This is a genomic window from Amycolatopsis japonica, from assembly GCF_000732925.1.
In the GTDB taxonomy this organism is placed as follows: Bacteria; Actinomycetota; Actinomycetes; order Mycobacteriales; family Pseudonocardiaceae; genus Amycolatopsis; species Amycolatopsis japonica.
On sequence record NZ_CP008953.1, the window covers coordinates 7,377,542 to 7,395,519 of the forward strand.

Consider the following 17,978-nt stretch of genomic DNA (forward strand, 5'->3'; position numbering starts at 1 on the left):
TTCAGACCCGTTCCGTGAAGGCCTCCTTGAGGGACTCTGGGTCCCTCAAGGAGGCCTTCACGGACTTGGGGACCACCGCGACCACGGCCACCGCGGCGAGCGCCAGCCAGGCGGCGGTGAGCACGATCAGCCAGGTCCAGCCCGCGTGCCCGTAGACGCTCGCGCCGACGGCGCCGCCGATGCTGCTGCCGAGGTAATACGAAAGCGTGTAGAGCCCGCCCACCTGGCCTCGAGCGTTCTCGGGCGCCTCCGCCGCGGCCCAGCCGTTGGCGACGGCGTGCGCGGCGAAGAACGCGCCGGTCAGCACCACGAACCCAGCGACGACCATGGGCAGTGAGTCGGACAGCGTCAGCGCGGCGCCCGCGATCGTGAGCAGCAGGGCACCGGCGAGCGCGCGGCGTCGCCCGAAGCGGCCGACGAGCTTGCCCGCCGTCGCCGACGAGACCGAGCCGATCGCGTACGCGAGGAAGACGAGTGACGCGATCGCGGGCGAGAGGTTCAGCGGCTCGCCGGTCAGGCGGAAACCGGCGGCGTTGTAGAGCGCGACGAACGAGCCCATCGCCAGTAGCGCGACCGCGTACTGGACCAGCAGGACCGGCTTCCGGACGGCCGCGCCGAGCCCGGCCAGCACCGCCTTGCCCTGGTCGCGAAAGCGCTCTGACCTGCGCCGATCCGCGAAAGTGGTAGCAAAGGTCCCTTGCTCCCCCGGCGGCAGGGCCAGCACCGTGACCACCGTGCAGACCAGCCCGATCACCGCGACCACGAGCAGCGCACCCTGGTAGCCGAACGGTCCGGCGGTGAACCCGGCCGCGAGCCGTCCGACCATGCCGCCGACGGTGTTCCCCGCGATCATCGCGCCCACCGCCGCCGCCAGCCCGGCCTTGCCGAGCCGTTCCGCGAGGTAGGCCGCGGCCACGCCGGGGAACCCCGCGATGGCGACCCCCTGCAGTGCCCGCAGCACGAGCAGCGCCGGATAGCTCGGCGCCAGCGGCAGCAGGAAACCGAACACTACCGACGCGACCACCGAGGCGATGATCACCGGACGCCGCCCCACGACCTCCGAAAGCGCCGCGATCGGCAGCACGGCGATCGCGAGCGCGCCGGTCGCGACACTCACCGCGAGCGAGGCGCCACCGGGATCGAGGTGGTACTGCTCGGCCAGTTGCGGCAGCACCGGCTGCGGCGCGTAGAGCAGCGCGAACGAGGAGATCCCGGCCGCGGCGACGGCGATCGTCACGCGGCGGGTGGTTCCGGGGGCAGGCACGACCTCGAAGCTAAGCCTGGCTAAACGATACGTCTAATACGCTCATCTGCCACAATCGATACCGTGCTGAATGAAAGGATGACCGCCCAGCTAGCCCCCCAGCTCGCTCTGCTCACCGCACTGCGCCGCACGACGAACGTCACACGCGCGGCCGAACTGCTCGGTGTCCCGCAACCCACGGTAAGCCGCCGGATCGCGGCGCTCGGCGAGGCCCTCGGCGCACCGCTGACGGTCCCCGACGGCCGCGGCATCCGGCTCACCCGGGCCGCCGAGCTGCTCGCCGACGCCGCGGAGCGCGCGCTCGCCGCCGTCGACGCCGGGGTCCGCCAAGCCCGCGAGGAGGTCGACCCCGAATCCGGGCACATCGTCCTCGGTTTCCTGCACCTGCTCGGCCGGTCGCTGGTCCCCACGCTGCTCCGCGGCTATCGCGCGGACCACCCGGGAGTCCGGTTCACGCTGGTCCAGGGCTCACGTCAGGACATGGTCGACCGGCTGACCAGTGGCGAGCTCGACCTCGCGCTGCTCGCACCCGCCCCCGTCGACGATCCGCTGCTCGACACCGCCGTGCTGTCCGAGCAGGAGATCTTCCTGTCCGTGCCGACGTCGCACCGCCTGGCCGACCGGCCCAGCGCCGCCATCGAGGACCTCAAGGACGAGGAGTTCGTGCTCCTCGAGACCGGCTATGGCCTCCGCACCATCACCGACGAACTGTGCGCCGCGGCCGGCTTCGAGCCGAAGATCGCCTTCGAAGGGCAGGAGTCCGACACCGTGCGAGGCCTCGTCGCGGCCGGGCTCGGCGTCGCGCTGCTCCCCCGTTTCGAGCCGGGCAGCCCGGCGGGTGTCGCCGAAGTCCCGCTGGTACCGCCGGTCGGCCGGACCATCGGGCTGGCTTGGCGCAGGGACGTCGTCCTGCCGCCCGCCGTCCTGCGGTTCCGGGAACGGGTCCGCGCGCACCCCTGGTGACGATCGTCAGGGTCGATCCCTGCCGTTCGTCCACCCCGCGGGCGCGTTGTTTTCGCTAACTTCGGGTGAATGTACGACGACATCGTGGAGTTGGCGGAGGAAAGCCCGAGCTGGCTTCAGGCGGCAGGAATCCTGTTCACCGAAGCAGGACTGCTCGTCTTCGCGGGGCTTTTCGCCTGGATGTTGTGGCGGGCGCGCACTTCGCCCGCCCGGATCGCCGTGGCGCTGCTGCCGCCCGCCGCGACCGCGATCGCGTACCTGATCAGCGAAGGCCTGAAGAGCGTGATCCAGGAGGACCGGCCGTGCCGGAACCTCGTGACGCTCGTCGACTGCCCGCCGATCGGCGACTGGTCCTTCCCGAGCAACCACTCCACCATCGGGGCGGCGGCCGCCGTCGGGCTGGCACTCGCCTGGCGGCGACTCGCGCCGTGGGTGCTCCCGGGTGCGGTGCTGATGGGCTTCTCGCGGGTCTTCGTCGGCGCGCACTACCCGCACGACGTACTCGCCGGGCTCGTCCTCGGCTCCGTGACGGCGTGGCTCGTGTACCGATACCTGACCGGTCCCGCGACCGGGATCGCCCGGCGGCTCACCGCCCACGCCGGGGACGCGCCGACCCAGCCCATGCCGAAGGTCGATCTGCGGGGTGGGAGCAAGGGACCTTTGCTACCACCCCGCAGATAAACCGCAGGTCAGGCGTAAGAAGCGACCAGTTCGACCAGCGTCCGCGCCGCGAACCCGGTGGCCCCGGGCACGACGTCCGCGTAGGTCTTGTCGGCCCGCGCGGGGCCGGCGATGTCGAGATGCGCCCACGGCACGTCCCCGACGAACTCGCGCAGGAACAGCGCCGCGACGATGCCGCCGGGGCCGCCCGGCGCCTGCCGGACGTCGCCGAGCGAACCCTGCACGGTCTCGGCCAGGTCCTCCAGCAGCGGCATCCGCCACCACGCCTCGCCGACCCGCTCGCCCGCCTTCGTGACCCGCTCCGCGAGCGCGTCCTCGGTGGCGAAGACACCGCCGGTGCGGACGCCGAGCGAGACCTTCATGGCGCCGGTCAGGGTCGCCGCGTCGATCACCGCGTCCGGCTTGTGCTTCTTGATGCCGTAGACGAGGGCGTCGGCCAGGACCATGCGGCCCTCGGCGTCGGTGTTGCCCACCTCGGTCGTCTTGCCGCCGTAGTGCCGGACGATGTCGCCGGGCCGGTACGACGAACCGGATACGTGGTTCTCGGCGGCCGGTACCAGCGCGGTCACCTTGACCGGCAGGCGCAGCGCGGCGATCGCGCGGACCGCGGCGATGATGGCCGCGCCGCCCGCCATGTCGGTGCGCATGAGGTGCATGCCGTCGGCCGGTTTGATCGAAAGGCCGCCGGTGTCGAAGGTGATGCCCTTGCCGACCAGCAGCAGATGCGTCGTCGCCCCGCGCGGCCGGTATTCCAGTTCGATCAGCCGCGGCGGCGCGGCCGAACCGCCACCGACCGCGAGGACGCCGCCGAAGCCCTGCTCGGCCAGCCACTTCTCGTCCCTGGCCGTCACGGTCAGGTTCGGGAGGCCGCCGGCGACGCGGACGGCCGTGTCGGCGAGCCAGGCGGGGGTCTTGATGTTCGACGGCGTGTTCGCCAGGTCGCGCGCGAACGCGGCGGCCGCGGCGAGTTCGCGGACCCGCTCCAAGGCGTCCGCGGCGTGCTCGTGGCGTGTGATCAAGCGCACGGTCCGCAGGCTCGGCTTCGGGTCCTCGGCCGTCACCGTGAACCGGTAACCGCCGAGCAGCAGCCCGAACGCGAGCTCCTCGACGTGCTCGGTGCCCGCGTCCTCGGGCAGCTCGACGGCGAAGGCACGGAACGCCTTCTGGCCCGCCTTGACGTCTTCCTCCAGCGCCGACGAAACGGCGCGGACCAGCGCGGCACCGGCCTTGCGGTACTGCTTCGGCTCGCCGTCTCCGACGCCGGCCAGCCAGCGGACGCCGCCGGTCGGCACGGTCTGCACGTCACCGGCCTTGCCGGTGGGCCGCACGCCGCCGATCTCCGCGAGTCCGGCGTCACCGTCCTCTTCGGACGGCGCCGCGATCAGCGTGGCCAGCGGCGTACCGCGCCTTAGGTCGTCCGAGACCTCGAGTTCGAGCAGCTTCCCCGGAACGGGGGGTAGCGGGTTACGCACAGTGAGCGACCTCCGGGCGCAGATGAACCGCGACCCCGGCCTCCGAAGGGAGACCGGGGTGCGGGTGGTTGAACGTTGGTGCGGTCCGGCTCAGCCGGTGACCTCCTGCAAGGCCGCGCCGAGATCCTTCGCTTCTTCCGCGGAGAGTTCGACGACGAGGCGCCCACCACCTTCGAGTGGTACGCGCATCACGAGGCCCCGCCCCTCCTTAGTCACTTCGAGGGGACCATCTCCGGTCCGGGGCTTCATGGCCGCCATAGCGTGCTCCCTCCGTCTCAACCGGCGCGCCCGGGTCGCGCTCGTCAAAGCCAGCCGGGTCTACTGTCCATTGTCCCTCATCAGCGGCCGAGCGCGAACGCGGACCGATCTTTTGCCGCCGTATCGGTGCTGGTATGCGGCTCGCGAGGCTGAAAGACTTCGTCTCAGACCGCAGTTTCGCCGACTAGGAGATCCCGTGACCACATCCGACGTTCTGCTGACCGCCGACGCCGATGGCGTGCGCACCTTCACGCTGAACCGGCCGCAGGCGTACAACTCGCTGACCGTCGAACTCAAGGAACTGCTGCTGGCGGGCCTGACCGAGGCCGCGGCCGACGACAGCGTCCGCGCGGTCGTGCTGACCGGTTCCGGCAAGGCCTTCTGCGCCGGGCAGGACCTGAAGGAGCACGTCGGGCTGCTGCAGGCGGGTGACCCCGCGCCGCTACACACGGTCAAGGAGCACTACAACCCGATCGTCAAGACGATCGTCGGGATGCCGAAGCCCGTCATCGCGGCGGTGAACGGCCCGGCGGCCGGCGCGGGCGCGGCCTTCGCGTACGCGAGCGACCTCCGGATCGCGGCGACGTCGGCGAACTTCCTGATGGCGTTCGCGAACGTCGGCCTCGGCCCGGACTCGGGCGCGTCGTGGACGTTGCAGCGGCTGATCGGTCTCGGCCGCGCGGCCGAGCTGATGCTGATGGCGCGCACGGTCGATTCCGCCGAGGCGCTGGCGCTCGGCCTGGTCGGCGAGGTCGTCCCGGACGAAGAACTCGCCGCCCGCGCGCAGAAGGTCGCCGCGAAGCTCGCGGCCGGCCCGACGGTCGCGTACGCGAAGATCAAGAACGTCCTCGCGGTCGCCGCCGAGTCCTCGCTCGAAGAGGCGCTGGACGCCGAGGACGCCGCGCAGTCCGCGCTCGGCGCGACGGCCGACCACACCGAGGCCGTCGAGGCCTTCGTGGGCAAGCGCAAGCCGAACTTCCAGGGCAAGTAGCGCTTGGGGCCTCGTGAGTGGCGTTTCGGGTTCTAACCCGAAACGCCACTCACGACGCGGCCCGGAAGCAGTCCTTCACGTGGTCGTCGACCATCCCCGTCGCCTGCATCAGCGCGTAACAGGTCGTCGGCCCGAGGAACACGAAGCCGCGCTTCTTGAGTTCCTTCGCCATCGCCTTCGACTCGTCGGTGATCGCCGGGACGTCCGCCATCGTCGGGGGCCGGACATGAGCATCGGGCGCGAACGACCACAGCAGGTCGTCCAGCGAACCGTCGAGTTCCTCGATCGCCCTGGCGTTGTTGATCGCCGCCAGGATCTTCGCCCGGTTCCGCACGATCGACGCGTCTTCCATGAGGCGGGAAACGTCGTCGTCGGTGAAGACGGCGACCTTCTCCGGCTTGAACCCGGCGAACGCCTTCCGGAACGACTCCCGCTTCCGCAGGATCGTGATCCACGAAAGCCCGGACTGGAACGACTCCAGGCACAGCCGCTCGTACAGTTCTTCGTCGCCGTGGAGCGGGACGCCCCATTCGGTGTCGTGGTACTCGGCGTAGTCCGGGGCCGAGTTGCCCCACGAACACCGCTTGATCCCGTCCGCGCCCAGCAGACCCGCCTCAGCCAACCCGGTACCCCTCCGCGTACTTCACGAATCTCTGCAGGCACAACCGCAGTCCCAGTTCGAAGCCCGGTTTCGCGACCGGCCAGCCGAGCCGTCCGACGACGCCGAACGGGGGCCGCAGATGCTCCGCCCAGACGAACGTCGAGGAATGCGGCCCCTTCTCGATCACCTGGAAGACCCCGGTGCCCTGCACGATCTTGCCGGTATGTCGCACGACGCAACGCAGCGGCGGCTCCCAGCTGGTGATCTCCATGGTGTCGGTGAAGCCGATCCCCACGACACCGGTGAACGCCGACAGCTTCGACCCCACGCTGCGCCCGTTGCCCTCGACGACCTTGACCTCGGTGCCGAGCATCCATTCGCCCTGGCGTTCCCAGTCGGTCAGGGCGAGCCAAGCCGTCCCGGCCGGTACCGCGACGTCGACGGAGACGACGACATCGGTCACCTGGCGCCCTCGCGCTCGGCCTCCAGTTCGGCCACCTTGGCCCGCAGGTCCTCGATCTCGACGCCGAGCCGCCGCATCACCCAGTCCACTTCGGACATCTTGTAGCCGCGCAGCACCATCTGATAGCGGACGGCGTGGACGTCTTCGGCGGTGATGTCCTCGGCGGGCAGCCTGGTCGGCGAGCCGCCGGGCGGCAGCGGGGCCAGCTCCTCGCCCCTGCCGAACACCACGGCGGCCAGCAAGAACACCACAGCGGCCACCAGCAGCATGACTACGAGATAGATCAGGGCGGTCGTCACGCCACGATCGTGGCACACGAACGCCACGATCGTCGCGCCAGCAACGCGAGTCGTACGCTGAGCACCACCCAGAGCACCATGAGGATGCCGCACGGCACCGACAGGAACAGTCTCGACGCGTCGATGAACCCCGTGGCGATCACCAGCAGCGCCACCGAAAGCAGGTTCAGCCCGACGGCCTCGCCGATCAGCACGCCGGCGGTCCTGACCAGCCTTGCGCCGTCCATCCGCCGGGAAAGCCAGCGCATGCAGAGCAGCGCGATCACACCCAGCATCGGCACGATGAAAACCGAGCCGTGCGTGAACTGGGCGACGTACTTGTACCAACCCGGCGTCGGCGTCGAAAGCTGCGACCAGTCACCGAAGGTCCATTTGCGGGCGAACTCCCAGGCGAGCTGCATCATCGGCACACCGAGGATCAGTTTCCACAGGGTGCGGGTGCCGCTGTGCATCCCCAGTTCGGCCTGATAGTCCCGTGCGATCAGATGCACCGGCCCGAAATCGGCGACCGCGCGCCGTTGCGCCTCGTGCTCGCTCCAACCGCCGTCGCGATACGCGTCCGCGGCGTCGTTGAGCCCGTCCCGTGCCTCGCGCAGCAGATCCCGCTTCGCCGACGCCGGGCCGTCCAGCCGGGTGCGCAGTTCGCCGAGGTACGCCTCGATCACCGTCATGCCGTGGCTCTCCGACTCCGCGCGGCGACCGCGAGCCGCATGCTGAACAGGATCCAGGTTCCGGACATGACCGCGCACGGCACGCTGACGAGCATGCGCGCGGGTTCCAGCAGTCCGGTCGCGCCGCCGTACGTCGCGACCGCGAGCAGGTTCAGACCCACCGCGCCCGCCAGCGACCACGAGACCGCGCGGGCGACGGGCGGGCCACCCGCTCGCCGCGAAAGCAGACGTGCCGCGAGCAACCCGGCGACCGCGATGGCCGGGGACAGCGCCGCGAGTGTGTCGGCCGCACCGATCGCGCGGTGGTACCAGGACGGCGCGTCGCCGAACCGCGACCAGTCACCGAAGCCCCGTGCGAAATCCCAGCCGAGGATCAGCAGCGGGACACCGGCGATCAGCTCCCACAGCACGCGGATGTCGCGCCGGAGTCCCAATTCCGCCTGGTAGTCACGAGCGATCAGGTCGGCGGGCCCGAAATCGGCGACGGCACGGCGTTCGGCCTCCGCCTCGTCGACACCACCCTCGCGATAAGCGTCGGCCGCGTCGACCAGACCGTCCCTCGCTTCGGTGAGCAGATCGGCCTTCGCCGACCGCGGCCCGCGCAAGCGGCCGTCCAACTCGCCGATGTAGGCCTCGATCGCGTTCATGCGGCGAGCGCGGGCCGGGGCCGGAAGGCCGGCGGGAGCAGCCAGAAGCTGAACGCGACCCAGCCGATCGCCAGCACGTTGCACACCAGGCTCACGTTCAGCCTGGACGGATCGAGGGCCGCCGTGCCCACTGTGAGCAGCAGCAGCGCCAGCAGGTTCGTGCTCGCCGCGGCACCCACCGTCCACCGCGTCACCTTCCCCAGCCGGACACTGTCGAGCCTGCGCCCCAGCCGTCGCGTCCCGAACAGCGCGACCACTCCGATCACGGGTGGAACGAGAACGAGGACGCCGAAGAGTTCGATGACGGACATGTACCACTCCGGATGCGAATTCCCGCTCCGGCTCCAGTCGCCGTAGGTCCAGATCCGCGCCAGCTCCCAGCCCACCTGGATCAGCGGGATACCGACGATGACCTTCCACAACGTGCCGATGTCGCCGCGCAACGCCAGCTCGGCCTGGTACTCGCGGGCGATCACGGCGGCCGGGCCGAAATCGGCGACGGCACGGCGTTCGGCCTCCGCCTCGTCGACACCACCCTCGCGATACGCCTCGGCGGCGTCGATCAGACCGTCCTTGGCCTCGGTGAGCAGATCCGCCTTCGCCCCCGCCGAGCCGCGCAATCTCGTGTCCAGATCGCCGATGTAGGCCTCGATAGTGGTCATGCCGTGCTCCCCCCGAGGACACCACCGATCACGGTGGTGAACTCCTGCCACTCCGCCCGTTCCGCCGCCAGGGCCTTCTGCCCGGAGCGGGTGAGCTTGTACGTACGACGTTTGCGGCCGGACACGACGTCCCATTCGCTGGCGAGGAATCCGGCGCGTTCCAACCGGCGAAGCGCCGGGTAGACGGTGCCCGTCGGCAGGTCGAGCGCACCGTCACTGCGGAGCTGGAGCGCCTCGATGATGGCGTATCCGTGCAGCTTCCGGCCGTCGAGGACGGCGAGGAGCAGCGCGTCGAGGTGCCCGCGCAGGCTGTCGGCCTTCATAGATAGACAGTCTACACATCGCCGCCTGCCAGGGTAGCCGGGACTTTCCCGGACCGGCCTCAGGGAATGTCCCCGAGATCACCCCGATTTCATAGATTTAGTGGCTACATGTAGCCAGCCTACGTATACAGTGCTTCGGCATGGACGCACTCCCGATCGCGAGACTCCAGTTCGCGACGACGACCTCGTTCCACTTCCTGTTCGTGCTGCTCACACTGGGGCTCGTGACACTCGTCGCGGTGATGCAGACACGCTCCGCGTTCGGCGAAAAGCCGGAACTCACGCGGATGACTCGCTTCTGGGGCAAGCTTTACGTGATCAATTACGCGCTGGGAATCGTCACCGGAATCGTGATGGAATTCCAGTTCGGACTCACCTGGACCGGCCTGTCCGCGGTCGCGGGCGACGTCTTCGGCGCTCCGCTGGCCATCGAGACGCTGGTGGCGTTCTTCGCCGAATCGACCTTCCTGGGGCTCTGGATCTTCGGCTGGGGGCGGCTGAACAAATGGGTCCATCTGACGCTGATCTGGCTGGTCACGCTGACCGCGTACGCCTCGGCGCTGTTCATCATGGTGGCCAACTCGTTCCTGCAGAACCCGGTCGGCACGCACGCCGAAAACGGCGTGCTGAAGCTCGACGACTTCGGCGCGCTGTTCACCAACCCGGCACTGATGAGCTCGCTGCCGCACGTGCTGAGCGCGGCGCTCATGACCGGCGGCTTCTTCGTGGTCGGCGTCAGCGCGTACCACTTCATCAAGCGCACCAAGGAGATCGAGTTCTTCCAGCGCTCGATGCGGATCGGCGTGCTCGCCTCGCTGGTCGGCAGCACGCTGGTGATCGGCTTCGGTTTCGGCCAGTTCGGCCCGTTGGGCGAGTACCACCCCGACAAGCTCAAGTCGCCTGATCCGCTGGTCGGCGCGTCGCTGGGCTTCATGATCCAGATCGGGTTCATCGCCTTCCTCGCCTCGATGCTCGGCACGCTGCTGCTGTTCCGGAACTGGATCACCAAGGTGCGGCCGCTGCTGTACGTGATGGTGCTGGCCATTCCGCTGCCGTTCGTCGCGGCGATCCTCGGCTGGCTGGTGCGCGAGATCGGCCGTCAGCCGTGGCTGATCCGCGGGCAGCTGACCACCGCCGACGCCGTCGCGTCGATCCCGGCGGGACAGATCCTGTTCTCCTTCATCGCGTTCACGGTGCTGTTCGCGGCGCTCGCGATCGCCGACTGGGTGCTGATGTCACGGGTCGCCAAACGCGGCCCCGACGCGAGCGAAGAAGCGGCCGCGCCGCGTCCCGAACTTCCCGTCCTGAGCGGAGTCTGACCGATGGTGATCCTCTGGTGGTGTGTGCTCGGTTTCCTGACGGCCGGCTATTTCGCGCTGGCAGGCTACGACTACGGCGTCGGGATGCTGCTCGGCAGGCTCAGCCGTGACGAGGCCGGGCGACGGCGCGTGCTCGGCGCTTTCGGCCCGTTCTTCCTGGCCAACGAGGTGTGGCTGGTGGCCGCGGTCGGTGTCCTGTTCGGCGCTTTCCCGCATCTGGAAGGAAAAGTGTTCTCCGGGGCGTACCTTCCGGTCGTCACCCTGCTGCTCGGGCTCGTCACGTTCACCGCGGCGGTGCAGTTGCGCAGCAGGCGGCCGGACGCGGGCCGCGGCGCCTGGACGCTGGCGATCACCGTCGGCGCCTGGGTGACGGCGGTGTCGTGGGGCGTGTTCCTCGGCAACCTCGTGCTCGGGCTCCCGCTCGACGCGGCCGGAAAACCGGCAGGCGACGTCCTCGCGGTGTTCAGCCCGTACGCACTGCTCTGGGGTGCCGGGTTCGTCGCGCTGTTCGCCTTGCAGGGAGCGGCTTTCCTCGCCGTCCGGGCACCCGCCGAGTTCACCGCCCGCGCGAACCGGATCGCCAAGGCCCTGCTCGCGCCGGCGCTCGCGTTCCTGGTCGTGGCGGTCGGCTGGGGCGCCGTCGAGACCACCGCGTCGTGGTCGGTGCTGCCAGCGATCGTGCTGGCGTTCGGCGCGCTGGGTGTTGCAGCGGCGGCCCTGCGCGCGGGACGGCACAAGGCTGCGCTGGTCGCCACGATGACGCTGTCCGCGTCACCGGTGCTGGCGGTCGGAACCCTGCGCCTGCCGGACGCGCTGGTGTCCTCTGTGGACGGAGGCTTCTCATTGAGCCTCACGGAGGCGGCCACCAGTACCGAGATGCTCAGCCTGCTCACCTTCGTCCTGCCGCCCGCGCTCGTGGCGATCGCCGCCGTGCAATGGGTGACCTGGCGCAGGCACGACACCCGCGTCGACCAGCGTTCGCTGCTGCACTTCTAGGAGCCCGAGATGCCTCCCCTTCCCGGATTGCGGCGCCACTTCGGCGTACTGGCCGTCCTCGGAACGCTGACCGCCGCGGCGATCCTCGTCCAGGCCGACGGTCTCGCGACGCTGCTCACCGGCGGCGGTGTGACCTGGACGCTCGTCGCCGCCATCGCGGTGCGTGCGCTGCTCGCCGGCGTCCAGGGTTCCGTCGGCGGCCGGTTCGCGGCGAAGGTCAAATCCGGGCTGCGCAAACGGCTTCTCGGCGCGGAGGCGGAGAACCCGGGCAAGGTCGCGACCCTGGTGACCAAGGGGATCGACGCGAGCGACGCCTACCTGACCGGGTATCTGCCGACGGTGGTGCTCTCGGCGATCATCCCGGTCGCGGTGCTCGTCCGGCTGTTCGCCGCGGATCTGTCGTCAGCGTTGATCATCACCGCGACACTGCCGCTGATCCCGGTGTTCGCGATCCTGGTCGGACAGCACACGAAGGCGAAGACCGCCAAGCAATGGTCGCTGCTTTCCAAGCTGGGCGGGCATTTCCTCGACGTCGTGCGCGGGCTCGGCACGCTCAAGGTGTTCGGCCGCGCGGAGGCGCAGGCGAAGACCGTGCGGGCGATGGCGGACGCGCACACCGACGCGACCATGCGCACGCTGCGGGTCGCGTTCCTGTCCGCGCTGGTGCTGGAACTGGTGGCGACGCTTTCGGTGGCGCTTGTGGCGGTGCCGATCGGCTTCCGGTTACTGGAAGGCGGCATGGTCGTGCACACCGCGGTGCTCGTGTTGCTGCTCGCCCCGGAGGCGTATCTGCCGCTGCGGGCCGCGGGGGCGAAGTTCCACGCCAGCGCGGAAGGGCTCGCCACGCTGCGGGAAGCGCTGGCCGTCCGTTCGGAGGACGTCGTCCCCGGTTCGCTCGTGGCCGGCCGCGGTGCGCCGCGGATCGCGCTGGAGAAGGTGAGCGTGGCATTCGGCGACGAGACCGTACTGTCCGAAGTGGACATGACGATCGAATCGGGTGAGCACGTCGCGCTCGTCGGCCCCAGCGGTTCCGGCAAGAGCACGTTGCTGGCAGTGCTGCTGGGCTTCGTCACGCCGACGTCCGGCCGGGTCCTCGTCGACGGCGTCGACCTGCGCGAGCTGGATCCGGCCGGGTGGCGGGCCGGGACGGCGTGGGTGCCGCAGCGGCCGACGCTGTTCACCGGGACCGTCGAGGAGAACATCGCCATGGGCCAGGTGCCGGACGTCCAGGCCGCGGCACGCGCGGCGGCGTTCGACGAGGTCGTGCGGGGCCTGCCCGACGGCTACCGGACCCGGATCGGCGAACTGGGCGCGCCGCTTTCGGCCGGTCAGCGGCAACGGCTCGGCCTCGCCAGGGCGCTGGCGCGCACCGAGGCGGGTCTGGCGCTGCTCGACGAGCCGACCGCCAGGCTCGACGCGGGGACCGAAGCGGCCGTGCTCGACGCGACCCGGGAACTGCTCACCGGCCGGACCGCGGTACTCGTCGCCCACCGGCCCGCGATGACCGCGCTTGCCACCCGCGTCCTCGAAGTCCACGATGGCGCCGTACGAGAACGGGAACTGGTGTGAACGTCTGGGGAGTGTCCACAAAGGACGTCGTACGGCTGGCCCGTGCCGGACTGATCGCGGCCGGGGCCGAGCTGGCGGGACTGGCGCTGATGGCCACTGCCGCGTGGCTGCTGCTGAAGGCGGCCGAGCAGCCGCCGCTGGCGTCGCTCACCGTGGCGATCGTCGCCGTGCGGACGCTGGCGTTGCTGCGCGGCGGTCTGCGTTACGCGGAACGGCTCGCCGGGCATGAGGTCGTCCTGCGCTATCTCGGCGCCCTGCGGACCCGCGTGTACACGTCGTTGCTGCCGCACCGGGTCTCGCGGCATTCGGGCGGTGACCTCGTCACGCGTCTGGTGTCCGATGTGGACGCCGTGCAGGACGCGATCCTCCGCTGCCTGCTGCCCGCCGGTGTCGCCGCCTTCGTCGGCGCGGTGTCGACGACGGTCGCGCTGATCGTCAGCCCGGCCGCCGGGCTCGTGCTCGCGTCAGGGCTCGCCGTCGCCGGGATCGGCTTGCCGTGGCTGTGCGTGCGGATCACCCGCGCGGCGGCGGGAGCGAGCGCCCCGGCCCGGGCCGACCTCGCCGAACGGACCGTGGAACTGATCACCGGGCGGCGCGAGCTGATCGCCTACGGCGTCCACGAGTCCACTGTGGACTCCGCGCACGCTGCTGTCGATTCCCTTGCTTCGCGGGACCGGACGACGGCGAACCGCACGAGCCTGCTGACCGCGGCCGGGATCCTCGTCCAGCTGCTGACCTGCGTCGCCATCGCGCTGACCGCCGGGGTTTCCGCGCCGCTGACCGCGGCACTGGCCCTGGGCGCGCTGGCCGTGTTCGAGCTGGTCCTGCCGCTGACCGCGGCCGCGCAGCGCTGGGTCGAGGTCCGCGCGTCGGCCGAGCGGGTGCGCGCGCTGCTGACCGAACCGCCGCCCGCGCGCGGGACCGCGGTGCCCGAGCCGGGACATCTGCGGCTCAAAGGCGTCGGCGTTCACTTCGCGGGCAGGGCTCCGACGCTGGACAGCGTCGACCTCGACCTGCCGCCGGGCAAGCGGATCGGGATCGTGGGGCCGAGCGGGGCGGGGAAGACGACGTTGCTGAACGTCCTGCTGGGATCCGTGGCGCCGACGTCCGGGCACGCTCTGCTGAACGGGAAGCCGCTGGACACCTACGACCCGGCGCTGCTGCCGTCGGTGATTTCGGGTGCGCTCGCGGACGCGCACGTCTTCCACACGACCGTCCGCGAGAACCTGCTGCTCGCGAAGCCCGGCTCTTCCGACGCCGAACTGCTCGACGCGTGCGCGACGGCCGGATTCGATCTGCCGCTGGATCGCGAAGTCGGCTCCGACGGCGACGCGTTGTCCGGTGGGCAACGCCAGCGGCTCATCCTGGCGAGAGCAGCGCTCTCGGCACCGCCGATTCTCGTCCTGGACGAGCCCGTCGAGGGTCTGGATCCGGCGCACGGTGACGCCGTCCTGGCCGACGTGCTCGCCGCCGCGCGCGGGACCGTCGTCCTCGTGACGCATCGCGAGTCGCAGGTGGCCGGGTTCGACGAGGTCCTACGCCTGTAGGCCGCGCACTTCGCGCATCGGCGGCCGGTCGCTGACCGACACCTCGGCCACCTCCGGCAGCCATTCGTCACCCACCTGCGCGAACTGCGTGAGCTGGGCCGGGTCGTCGGACTTGATGCCGCAGCGCGCGAGTGCCGTCCCGAGGATCTGACGCGCCATCACACCCAGCTGAAGCAGCGAGCGGTTGCGATGCTTGCGTACGCCGAGGTTGACCTGAGCGAGCCCTTCGAGGCCGTAGCGCGCTTCGGCGTCGAGGATGAGCCCGATCTCTACGCCGTACCCGGCCGCGAAGGGCACCGACTCGAGGAACTCGCGCGTCGCGGCGTACTCGCCGCCAAGCGGCTGGATCAGCCCCGAGAGTGACGGGCGCAGCGCCGAGAGGACCGGTCGCGCCAGCAGCTCGGTGACCCGGCCGCCGCCGCTGCTCTCCAGCCGCAGCGGCCGCCGGTAGAAGCCCTTGACCAGGTGGACGCCTTCCTCGCAGAGCAGGGGCCCGAGGAGGGTCGGCACGAACGCCGGATCGGGGTCGACGAGATCGGAGTCGAGGAACACGACGACGTCACCGGTCGTCGCGGCCAGCGACCGCCACAGCACCTCGCCCTTGCCCGGCACCGGCGGCAGCTCGGGGAGCACGTCCTCGCGGTGCACCACGCGCGCGCCGGCGCGGGCGGCGAGCTCGGCGGTGGCGTCGGTGGAGCCCGAATCCATCACGACCAGCTCGTCGACGACCGTGCCCAGCAACGGGCGGACCGTGCCGACGACTTCGGCGACGGTGTCCTCTTCGTCGAGCGCCGGTAGCACGACCGAAACCGTCCGGTCACCCTTCGCAGCGACGATGTCGTCGAGCGTCCAATCGGGGTTCTGCCAGGTACGCCGCTCGAACCAACTCATGAGTAGTGATCGTGCCATGCTGGAGTCCGACACCCTGTCGATGGAGGAACCTTGCTACCGCTGCTCGTCCGATTCGTGCTCGGCCCGCTGGTCAGAGCGCTGTACCGCCCCGAGATCCGCGGCGTGGAGAACATCCCCGCCACCGGTCCGGTGCTGCTGGCACCCAACCATCGGGCGGCGCTGGACACCGGCGTGATCACTTTCACGGCGATGCGACAGGTCAAGTTCCTCGGCAAGGCGGAGTACTTCACCGGCCGCGGGCTCAAGGGCAAACTGATGGCCGGTTTCCTGGGCGGCCTCGGCTACGTCCCGGTCGAACGCGGCAACGCGCAGGCCGGTCTCGCCGCGCTCGAAGCGGCACGGAAGGTGCTCGACGCGGGTGGCGCGTTCGCGATCTACCCCGAAGGCACCCGCTCGCTGGACGGGCGGCTGCACCGTGGCCACACCGGTGTCGCGGCGCTGGCGCTGGCGACCGGGGCGAAGGTGGTGCCGGTCGCGCTCAGCGGGACCGAAGACCTGCAGCCGGCCGGGAAGCGGATCCCGCGGCGGGCGAAGATCACGGTGACCTACGGTGCGCCGTTGGACTTCTCGCGGTACGAGGGGCAGGACTCGTCGCCGGCGATCCGGCGCTCGGTGACCGACGAGATCATGTACGCGATCCTGGAGCTTTCGGGGCAGGAGTACGTCGACTCTTACCACAAACGGCCTGATCAGAGCGCTGCCTGACGGTTGCGGCGGCGCGGGGTGGTAGCAAAGGTCCCTTGCTCCCCCGCTGCTCGCGGCTCCGCCTCGCCGCTGCAATGAAAGGCTCTTTCCTTGCAAATTTTGCAAGGAAAGAGCCTTTCATTGCACGCGCGAGTGAGACTAAAGGGACATTTGGCACATTCCGGCACACCTTGCCTGGGTGAAGTACATGAAGGCCCCCTTCACGGCGCTAGACGCAATGAAGGGGGCCTTCATGTACCGAGGAGCCGAGCCAAAGCCCTACTTAGCCCACTTAGGACGAGGCGGCGGCACGTAGTCCACGAAGCCGTCCAGAAGCACCGAAGCGTCCGAGTCGATCGACAGCATGTCCCGGTACCCAGCCGACAGAAAGCCCTCCGACACCATGTGGTCGGCGAACTTCAGCAGCGGCGCGTAGTACCCGCCGACGTCGACCAGCCCGATCGGCTTCTCGTGCAGCCCGAGCTGCGCCCACGTCCACACCTCGAACAGCTCCTCCAGCGTCCCCGCGCCGCCGGGCAGTGCGAGGAAGCCGTCGGACAACGCCGCCATCTTCGCCTTCCGCTGGTGCATGTCGGCGACGACGTGCAGTTCGGTCAGGCCCGCGTGCGCGATCTCGACGCTGCCCAGCGCCTCGGGGATCACGCCGATCACCTCACCGCCGGCGGCGAGCGCGGCGTCCGCGACGACGCCCATGGTGCCGACCGAGGCGCCGCCGTAGACCAGCCCGATCCCCCGCGAGGCCAGCAGCGTGCCCAAGGCTCGCGCCTCGTCGGCATACCTCGGGTCGAAGCCCATCGACGAGCCGCAGAAGACACAGATCCGGCGCGGCGCCGCCATCAGTGGGTGTCCTCCCACGCCTGGTACGACTCCTGCACGACGCGCACAGCGTCGTCGATGTCGTCGGTGACGTGCAGCAGGTCGAGGTCCTTCTCACCGATCTTGCCCTCGGCGAGCAGCGTCTTGGCGATCCAGTCGTACAGCCCGCCCCAGTAGTCGCTGCCGAACAGCACGACCGGGAACTTCGTGACCTTCTTCGTCTGCACCAGGGTGAGCGCCTCGAACAGCTCGTCGAGCGTGCCGAAGCCGCCGGGCAGGCAGATGAACGCCTGCGAGTACTTGATGAACATGGTCTTGCGGGCGAAGAAGTACCGGAAGTTGACACCCAGGTCTACCCACGGGTTCAGGCCCTGCTCGAACGGCAGCTCGATGCCGAGGCCGACGGAGAACCCGCCCGCCTCGTTGGCGCCGCGGTTCACCGCTTCCATCGCGCCGGGGCCGCCGCCGGTCATCACCGCGAAGCCCGCGTTCGCGAGCGCGGCGCCGATCTTGCGGCCGAGTTCGTACTCCGGGTTGTCCCGTTTGGTCCGCGCCGAGCCGAACACCGTCACCGCGCGCGGCACCTCGGCCAGCGCGCCGAAGCCCTCGACGAACTCCGCCTGGATCCGCAGCACCCGCCACGGGTCGGTGTGCACCCAGTCGCTCGGCCCCCGCGAGTCCAGCAGGCGCTGGTCGGTGGTGCTGCCCTGGTCACGGCGATCCCGCCGCAGCACGACCGGGCCCTTGTGGCGCTCGATCGGACGTTCCGGGTACTGGCCGTCGGGGAACTCGCTTGTCTCACTCACCCCGCCAAGACTA

Annotated in this window: 21 protein-coding genes; 8 read left to right on the forward strand and 13 right to left on the reverse strand. The window is 70.1% G+C overall.

Annotated features, from left to right (window positions below):
• Position 1: 1 nt before the first annotated feature.
• A complete protein-coding gene (locus tag AJAP_RS33870; protein WP_038519088.1) occupies positions 2-1,237 on the reverse strand; it encodes an MFS transporter in 1,236 nt (411 codons plus the stop codon).
• A gap of 105 nt (positions 1,238-1,342) precedes the next feature.
• Here AJAP_RS33870 and AJAP_RS33875 point away from each other — a divergent pair, with 105 nt between their 5' ends.
• Both AJAP_RS33875 and AJAP_RS33880 read left to right on the forward strand, forming a co-directional pair.
• The gene (locus tag AJAP_RS33875; protein ID WP_038519090.1) at positions 1,343-2,227 is read left to right on the forward strand and encodes a LysR family transcriptional regulator; all 885 of its coding nucleotides are present in this window, start codon (positions 1,343-1,345) and stop codon (positions 2,225-2,227) included.
• A gap of 69 nt (positions 2,228-2,296) precedes the next feature.
• The gene (locus AJAP_RS33880) at positions 2,297-2,908 is read left to right on the forward strand and encodes a phosphatase PAP2 family protein (RefSeq protein WP_038519093.1); all 612 of its coding nucleotides are present in this window, start codon (positions 2,297-2,299) and stop codon (positions 2,906-2,908) included.
• Between the two features lie 8 nt (positions 2,909-2,916).
• Here AJAP_RS33880 and AJAP_RS33885 read toward each other — a convergent pair whose 3' ends face one another.
• Positions 2,917-4,380 carry a leucyl aminopeptidase family protein gene (locus AJAP_RS33885; RefSeq protein ID WP_038519095.1) on the reverse strand — a complete coding sequence of 488 codons (1,464 nt, stop codon included), beginning with the start codon at positions 4,378-4,380 and terminating at the stop codon, positions 2,917-2,919.
• A 90-nt stretch (positions 4,381-4,470) separates the two neighbouring features.
• A complete protein-coding gene (locus tag AJAP_RS43265) occupies positions 4,471-4,638 on the reverse strand; it encodes a DUF3117 domain-containing protein (protein ID WP_005155393.1) in 168 nt (55 codons plus the stop codon).
• A 196-nt stretch (positions 4,639-4,834) separates the two neighbouring features.
• Between AJAP_RS43265 and AJAP_RS33890 the strand changes: the two genes are divergently transcribed.
• A complete protein-coding gene (locus AJAP_RS33890) occupies positions 4,835-5,629 on the forward strand; it encodes an enoyl-CoA hydratase/isomerase family protein (protein ID WP_038519098.1) in 795 nt (264 codons plus the stop codon).
• A 49-nt stretch (positions 5,630-5,678) separates the two neighbouring features.
• On the opposite strand, the gene AJAP_RS33895 is transcribed toward AJAP_RS33890, so the two are convergent.
• The 7 genes from AJAP_RS33895 to AJAP_RS33925 are packed head-to-tail and all read right to left on the reverse strand — an operon-like array spanning position 5,679 to position 9,295.
• Positions 5,679-6,251, reverse strand: a complete 573-nt coding sequence (locus AJAP_RS33895) for a DNA-3-methyladenine glycosylase I (RefSeq protein WP_038519101.1) — start codon at positions 6,249-6,251, stop codon at positions 5,679-5,681.
• Positions 6,244-6,693, reverse strand: a complete 450-nt coding sequence (locus AJAP_RS33900) for an SRPBCC family protein (RefSeq protein WP_038519104.1) — start codon at positions 6,691-6,693, stop codon at positions 6,244-6,246. Before AJAP_RS33900 ends, AJAP_RS33895 begins: the two co-directional genes overlap by 8 nt.
• Complete coding sequence (locus AJAP_RS33905) at positions 6,690-6,992, reverse strand: DivIVA domain-containing protein (RefSeq protein ID WP_037332168.1); 303 nt, start codon at positions 6,990-6,992, stop codon at positions 6,690-6,692. Before AJAP_RS33905 ends, AJAP_RS33900 begins: the two co-directional genes overlap by 4 nt.
• Positions 6,989-7,663 (reverse strand): permease prefix domain 1-containing protein, encoded by a 675-nt coding sequence (locus AJAP_RS33910; protein ID WP_083650031.1) that lies wholly within the window; start codon positions 7,661-7,663, stop codon positions 6,989-6,991. Before AJAP_RS33910 ends, AJAP_RS33905 begins: the two co-directional genes overlap by 4 nt.
• Positions 7,660-8,310 (reverse strand): permease prefix domain 1-containing protein, encoded by a 651-nt coding sequence (locus AJAP_RS33915; protein ID WP_038519107.1) that lies wholly within the window; start codon positions 8,308-8,310, stop codon positions 7,660-7,662. The genes AJAP_RS33910 and AJAP_RS33915 overlap by 4 nt, the downstream gene beginning before the upstream one ends.
• A complete protein-coding gene (locus AJAP_RS33920; RefSeq protein ID WP_038519110.1) occupies positions 8,307-8,972 on the reverse strand; it encodes a permease prefix domain 1-containing protein in 666 nt (221 codons plus the stop codon). Before AJAP_RS33920 ends, AJAP_RS33915 begins: the two co-directional genes overlap by 4 nt.
• Positions 8,969-9,295, reverse strand: a complete 327-nt coding sequence (locus tag AJAP_RS33925; protein WP_005155407.1) for a helix-turn-helix transcriptional regulator — start codon at positions 9,293-9,295, stop codon at positions 8,969-8,971. Before AJAP_RS33925 ends, AJAP_RS33920 begins: the two co-directional genes overlap by 4 nt.
• Positions 9,296-9,435: 140 nt before the next feature.
• Here AJAP_RS33925 and AJAP_RS33930 point away from each other — a divergent pair, with 140 nt between their 5' ends.
• The 4 genes from AJAP_RS33930 to cydC are packed head-to-tail and all read left to right on the forward strand — an operon-like array spanning position 9,436 to position 14,726.
• Complete coding sequence (locus tag AJAP_RS33930; protein WP_038519113.1) at positions 9,436-10,614, forward strand: cytochrome ubiquinol oxidase subunit I; 1,179 nt, start codon at positions 9,436-9,438, stop codon at positions 10,612-10,614.
• Between the two features lie 3 nt (positions 10,615-10,617).
• Complete coding sequence (locus tag AJAP_RS33935; RefSeq protein WP_038519116.1) at positions 10,618-11,610, forward strand: cytochrome d ubiquinol oxidase subunit II; 993 nt, start codon at positions 10,618-10,620, stop codon at positions 11,608-11,610.
• Positions 11,611-11,619: 9 nt separating this feature from the next.
• Positions 11,620-13,179 (forward strand): thiol reductant ABC exporter subunit CydD, encoded by a 1,560-nt coding sequence (gene cydD / locus AJAP_RS33940; protein ID WP_051972675.1) that lies wholly within the window; start codon positions 11,620-11,622, stop codon positions 13,177-13,179.
• Positions 13,176-14,726, forward strand: a complete 1,551-nt coding sequence (gene cydC / locus AJAP_RS33945) for a thiol reductant ABC exporter subunit CydC (protein ID WP_038519120.1) — start codon at positions 13,176-13,178, stop codon at positions 14,724-14,726. Before cydD ends, cydC begins: the two co-directional genes overlap by 4 nt.
• On the opposite strand, the gene AJAP_RS33950 is transcribed toward cydC, so the two are convergent.
• Positions 14,715-15,617 carry a glucosyl-3-phosphoglycerate synthase gene (locus tag AJAP_RS33950; RefSeq protein WP_038519123.1) on the reverse strand — a complete coding sequence of 301 codons (903 nt, stop codon included), beginning with the start codon at positions 15,615-15,617 and terminating at the stop codon, positions 14,715-14,717. The genes cydC and AJAP_RS33950 overlap by 12 nt on opposite strands.
• A gap of 51 nt (positions 15,618-15,668) precedes the next feature.
• Here AJAP_RS33950 and AJAP_RS33955 point away from each other — a divergent pair, with 51 nt between their 5' ends.
• A complete protein-coding gene (locus AJAP_RS33955; RefSeq protein WP_038519126.1) occupies positions 15,669-16,343 on the forward strand; it encodes a lysophospholipid acyltransferase family protein in 675 nt (224 codons plus the stop codon).
• Between the two features lie 258 nt (positions 16,344-16,601).
• On the opposite strand, the gene AJAP_RS33960 is transcribed toward AJAP_RS33955, so the two are convergent.
• Positions 16,602-17,180, reverse strand: a complete 579-nt coding sequence (locus AJAP_RS33960; protein WP_037332184.1) for an LOG family protein — start codon at positions 17,178-17,180, stop codon at positions 16,602-16,604.
• Positions 17,180-17,965, reverse strand: coding sequence for an LOG family protein (locus tag AJAP_RS33965; protein WP_038519129.1), 786 nt, complete (start codon positions 17,963-17,965; stop codon positions 17,180-17,182). Before AJAP_RS33965 ends, AJAP_RS33960 begins: the two co-directional genes overlap by 1 nt.
• Between the last annotated feature and the right edge of the window lie 13 nt (positions 17,966-17,978).